Source organism: Veillonella sp. (assembly GCF_019414865.1).
Taxonomy (GTDB): domain Bacteria; phylum Bacillota; class Negativicutes; order Veillonellales; family Veillonellaceae; genus Veillonella.
The window spans coordinates 1-5,775 of record NZ_DXLG01000102.1; the positions used below are offsets into that span (position 1 = coordinate 1).

Here is a 5,775-nt window from a genome sequence, read left to right on the forward strand (position 1 = left end):
TTGTATTGTAACATATATAAAAGACAACAAAAATAGCAGATAGTTGATATATCAACTATCTGCTATCAATGAGCCTAACTTAATTATTTTTTAATTAGGTTTGTCATCCGTTTAACAGGATCTTTCGTATCAAAGGAACCTACAGTAGTTACCTTTTTACCATTGCTAACGAAGAGAACACCATTAATATTATCAAAGGATGTCAATGTATTTACAATGGCAGCCATTTGTAATTTAACAGTTAAGTCCCCACCATTACCTTTTACGAAAGCGTTATTCACTTCTACAGAAGCAATGCCGTCCTTTACAGTAACGGATGTAATTTCAATATCCTTGGAGAATACTGGATATTTTTGTGCTCTATCAGCTTTTAACATCGCTAGAAGAGCAGCTTTAGGCGTTACTTTGTCCGCCTCCATCTCAACGGTTGATTGTTTTACCCCTGAGCCATCCTCTGTTGGAACAAAGAAGGCCATCTTAACCATTTCTTGAGATGTTTTTGTTGTTTCTGCATCCTTATTGACTTTCGTCTCTTGCACAGGTTCACTTTTACTAGTTGTAGGTGCTTGATTAGGTGTACAACCCGCTGCAAATGCAAGCAAACCTACGCAGAGAATCGACAGAACTTGTTTACGTAATTTCATCGATTAACCTCCAAAGTAACTAGCAATACCATTGGCAATGCGATTTGCAAAGTCTTCTTGTGTTTGAGGAGATTGCAATACACGTTCTTCATTAGGGTTGGAAATAAAACCAAGCTCTACAAGAACTGCAGGCATGTTAGAATGTCTCAACACATATAAGTTACCTTCTTGAATGCCACGGTCACCATTGAAACCTGGAACGCTAGCAATTTGAGATTGTACCTTTTGTGCTAATCGAGCATCATTGCCTGTTTTGCTATAGTAGTATGTTGCAATACCACCAACACTTGGGTTGTTGAATGCGTTAATATGCACACTGATGAGCGCATCAGAATTGCTACGGTTTGCTACGTTAACACGAGCACCCAATTCATCAACACCACTTGCATTAGGACCGTATACGTCTACGTCTGTAGTACGAGTCATAAGCACTTTAGCGCCACGATTTTCTAGAGCTTTTTTCAAGTACATAGAAATCGGTAGTGTAATATTTTTCTCTTGTACACCATGCGGCCCAACGGCACCAGAGTCACTACCACCATGACCTGGGTCAATCGTAATTGTTTTACCAGATAGACCACCGCTAATAGAATAATTACCGGATCCTGTTGGCATATTTTTCGCAGGATGTGCAGAAGGAGATGGACGTTTGCCATAATAAGCAGGTTTAGGTGCCACACCTTTTTTCTGTACATCTACAACGATGCGATACGGTTTCTGATTAACCGTATCTTTCTTTAGGGAAAATACCTTTACATCACTCGTATCGATAGATGAAGGTGTCTTGATTGTTACCTTCACATCTCTGCCATCTTCTGTGAGTCTAGCAGAACTAGCTATGCTAGAGTCCATATTGATATTCGCTTTAGCAGTTTTTAGCTTTGTGTTCTTTAAGGTAACAGTCGTCGTTTTCCCATCTTTGCTAATCGATGCAGACGCTTTTACCGGTGCTGACAAATCCATAACCATACGAACATATGGTACCGGTGCATCAGTTCGTGTCACCCATCGAGCATCTTCAAGATTAGCTGCCTTTGCTTGAGTCAAGAATAGTGGTATCGCCATCAAGACAGCAAGGCACATAAAAAATAGTTTACGCAATACATTCACTCCAATCTAACTGACATACGTAGTGTCCAAACCATAGAGATGAGTCGATGATATCTTTGTGAATCAAAGTCTCATCGTTCCAATCTATCCATAAACTAATGTTAGATTATAGATAGATTATTTCATACAAACATGAAGATTAGTATGCCGATTATACATATTACTATATAAAGTCTTTATACAGTACACACAAAAATTAGTTGCTTAAAATTATTTTTTGTGCTATGCAATCGACGCTAACGTTCAGTTGTAATTTGCCATTCATTCCCATCCGTACTAATGTGAATACGTCCCATCGTATCTGTACGGTAAATGGCAATATTGTTCTCCTGCAAACGACGTAATGTTACATCGTGAGGATGACCATAACTATTATACATGCCATTTGAAATTAATGCACTTTCTGGTTTAATAGATTTCAAAAAATCTTCAGAGCTACTTGTGCGAGAACCGTGGTGACCTACCTTAAGAACACGGGCAAACAGTCTAGAGTTCTGCTCTTTTATGAGTTTTTTCTCTTCTTGTAATTCTGCATCACCAGTAAAGAGCATAGAGAATTTACCAAAAATTAATTTACCTACAATAGAGTTATTATTAAGATCTGGCGCTCCTTTTTTATCTGTTAAAGGTTCAGTCCAAGGTGCATATACAACAAATACCGCTCCATGACCAAAATCCACTACATCACCACTACGCAATGTAGACCGTTGGATTTTATTTTTATCAATCCATTTTTCATAGGTTTTATACATATTATTATCAACAGAAATGCCATCATCATACACATGTTCAATAGGCATAGCTTTTGCAATAGCATAGAAACCACCCATATGATCAGCATGCGGATGTGTGATAATTACATTTTTTAGCTTTGTAACACCCATAGACTTTAACTGTGCCACAATGTTCTCACGATGCTCAATGTCACCTGTATCGATCATACTATATTCATCGCCAACCTTGAGCAATATGGCATCGCCTTGACCAATATCTAGCATATATACATCTAGATGACCTTCAGGGTTCGTTTGTTTCGTATCAATGGAATAGCCTTCATTTACACTAGTGCTATTCTGAGATGCTGCATTAGCTACATCTTTATTCGTGCATCCCGCAATGGCAAAGATTGGAATACATAGCACTAATAAAAAGGCTATAAAACGCTGTATTTTATTTGTCATTCTTATTCTCCCAATAATTCACTAATGACACAACCTATCGATGTACTTACATCACTAGGTGTATACCCCCAAGTTTTAGTATCACTTAGTATATCTGCACTGCGGCTATGTACATAGACGCCTAAAATGGCACCATCTTGTAAGGAATAACCTTGGCTAATAAAACCTGCAATAATACCTGTTAACACATCCCCCATTCCGCCAGTTCCCATACCGGCGTTTCCGATAGTATTAACATATACCGTACCATCAGGTAGTGCCACAACAGAAGGAATTCCCTTAAGTACTAACACTACTTGATGAGCCTTAGCAAATGCTCGAGCCAGTGTAATATAATGACGTTCAATCCATTTTATTGGCAAATCTATAAGTCTACTAAATTCACCTAAATGAGGCGTCATTACACAGTATGGCAGATTTTTTTGCACCTTATATACGGACTCAATATGGCCATCACGTAAAGCATCTTTATCGACAGAACCTACATGGCCTAATGCATATAACGCATCTGCATCAATGACGAGAGCGCCTTCATAGGTATCAATAGCTTGATTTACTACATCTAGAATATCTGTAGTGCGCCCCAAACCTGGACCAATAGCAACGACTTGACGTCCATCATAAAGGAATTCATTTTCATCAATAGATGTTACCATTACTTCCGGTATGATACGACCTTGCACAACATGTTTAATTGTATCTGGAACGCCTAATGTAACCTTACCGGCTCCACTATGAACAGCAGCTTCTGCGGCCAACATAGGGGCTCCAACCATATCACTAGATCCACCAACGATTAATGTATTTCCATTTACACCCTTGTGTGCCATAGGAACCCGATAATTAATTAGCGTTTCTGCTAAATCCGAATCAATGGTTATAGTACTATCCCGATCAGCTAATACGTGTTGCCAAGGTGCTCCTAGAGGTGCAACAATAGCTGTTCCCCCTATGGACTTACCAGGATATAACAATAAACCTTGTTTAATAGCCCCAAAGGTAACCGTATAATCATAAGTCAGTGTTCCCTCTGAAATTTGACCAGAAGAAGCATCTAGCCCTGCAGGTACATCAATAGCCCACAAATCAAAATTATATTGACTACGCATAGTATCAATATCATGCAAAACATCGATGGTTAAGTCCCGCAATCGGCCTGTTAAGCCTGTGCCCATAATACCTTCTACAGCAATAGCTACATTAGACCAATCATTGAATTCGTCATACGTATCAATGATACAACCCATTGCTTCACATCTTTCAAGTTGCACTGCAAAGAGGTCACTACACTTGCTCGTATCACCTACCAGTACAATTTGTACAGGTACACCTTGTTCTAATAGATGACGAGCGGCTACAAGTCCATCTGCCCCATTATTTCCTGTACCACAGATAAATAATACAAAACTATTGATTGAACGTGCATTATCTAAGGAAAATAAGTCATATTGTCCCCATAAAGCATCTACAATGCCACGTCCTGCATTTTCCATTAGAATTTCCAAAGATACACCTAACTGCTTAGGTACCTCTTGATCTATATATCGAGCATCTTCAGTTGTTAATATTTGCATCTTATGCTCCTTCAAGTATAACCGTGCTCATTGCATATTCTTTGCAATGGCTAATCGACACATGTATATCAGTATAACCTAATGTTTCATAGATTTCTTTGAAAGTATCTTGTAGACGAATTAAGGGGGCCCCCAATTCATCATGATAAATTTCTATATCTTGCCATGAACCATGGCGCATTCCCGTTCCTAATGCTTTAATGAAAGCCTCTTTAGCAGCATATATGCCAGCATAAGACTCATAACGCCCTTTTTTTCGGCTTTCACAGTAATCAATCTCATGAGACGTATACACGCGTTCACGAAATGGTTTAGATTTCTCTATAGCTTGACAGATACGGTCAATTTCAATAATATCATTCCCTAATTTCATAATAACTCCTAAATTACCCTAACATTTATATTATACACTCTTAAAGTGGATAAAAACATAGATAAAATCTAGGCAGTTACTGAAAATGGTAATGTAGGTAAGCTATAAATTTCTACCTTACCCTTGCGATTAACGGCTACATACATTTGACCATTACGATAATCCATATCTTCTACTTCCATACCTGACGTATAAGGAGTTATATTCTTAACAACACCTTCATCATCAACAGAAACAAAGGTTGTTAAGGTCGTAAATATAGTATTACCATTTGATGCATAGGCGCCATTATTATTTAAATCAGTATGCTCTGCATCAATGGTAAAGCTACGAATTCGGTTAAAATTAGCATCGTAATAATTAATTGTACGATGAGAATTTGTTAAAGGCACAATCGATACATATTCGTTGCGCTCTTTATCAAAGGCAAAGTTAAATACCTTTTCTTTTAATTTAATAGGTGACTCTACAATCATGCTATCAGCTTCAATAGGTGTAACGATATATCCATCTACAACAGCGTTGGTTGTATAGTAGCGATTATTATTCGGATTATAGGTCAACGTATTCATATGGCCTAATAAACGTTTTTGACTATATTCATACTTAGCAACAACTTGTAACGTTGTTGGATTTATTTCATACATAATTTGTTTTGTATTATCTGAGTTTATACAAGCAAGAACAAATACATCTTTTTTAGAGTTATAACAAAAGCCTTGGCATTGATTAACAGAACTATCTAAGGGTATCTCAGCTAACCGTGTTAACGGTAAAGGCATTTGAACTGCACTTACAGGTTGTGCTAGCTTTGGTATGTCAAAGACATTAGCAATATATTCAATTACACCTTGATCCATACTTTCACCTCAAGCAAATAAAATGTATATAAC

Annotated in this window: 6 protein-coding genes; all 6 read right to left on the reverse strand. The window is 37.7% G+C overall.

Annotation, left to right across the window (positions count from 1 at the left end; genetic code table 11):
- Positions 1–83: 83 nt before the first annotated feature.
- A complete protein-coding gene (locus QZ334_RS06515; protein WP_295232966.1) occupies positions 84–644 on the reverse strand; it encodes a GerMN domain-containing protein in 561 nt (186 codons plus the stop codon).
- Between the two features lie 3 nt (positions 645–647).
- A complete protein-coding gene (locus tag QZ334_RS06520; protein WP_105089284.1) occupies positions 648–1,745 on the reverse strand; it encodes an N-acetylmuramoyl-L-alanine amidase family protein in 1,098 nt (365 codons plus the stop codon).
- Between the two features lie 245 nt (positions 1,746–1,990).
- Entirely contained in the window at positions 1,991–2,935 is a 945-nt protein-coding gene (locus QZ334_RS06525) for a ComEC/Rec2 family competence protein (protein WP_005386348.1), read from the reverse strand.
- A 2-nt stretch (positions 2,936–2,937) separates the two neighbouring features.
- A complete protein-coding gene (locus QZ334_RS06530; RefSeq protein WP_295232970.1) occupies positions 2,938–4,509 on the reverse strand; it encodes an NAD(P)H-hydrate dehydratase in 1,572 nt (523 codons plus the stop codon).
- Between the two features lies 1 nt (position 4,510).
- Entirely contained in the window at positions 4,511–4,882 is a 372-nt protein-coding gene (acpS, locus tag QZ334_RS06535; RefSeq protein ID WP_295232974.1) for a holo-ACP synthase, read from the reverse strand.
- Positions 4,883–4,950: 68 nt separating this feature from the next.
- Complete coding sequence (locus QZ334_RS06540) at positions 4,951–5,742, reverse strand: hypothetical protein (RefSeq protein ID WP_295232976.1); 792 nt, start codon at positions 5,740–5,742, stop codon at positions 4,951–4,953.
- Positions 5,743–5,775: the final 33 nt, after the last annotated feature.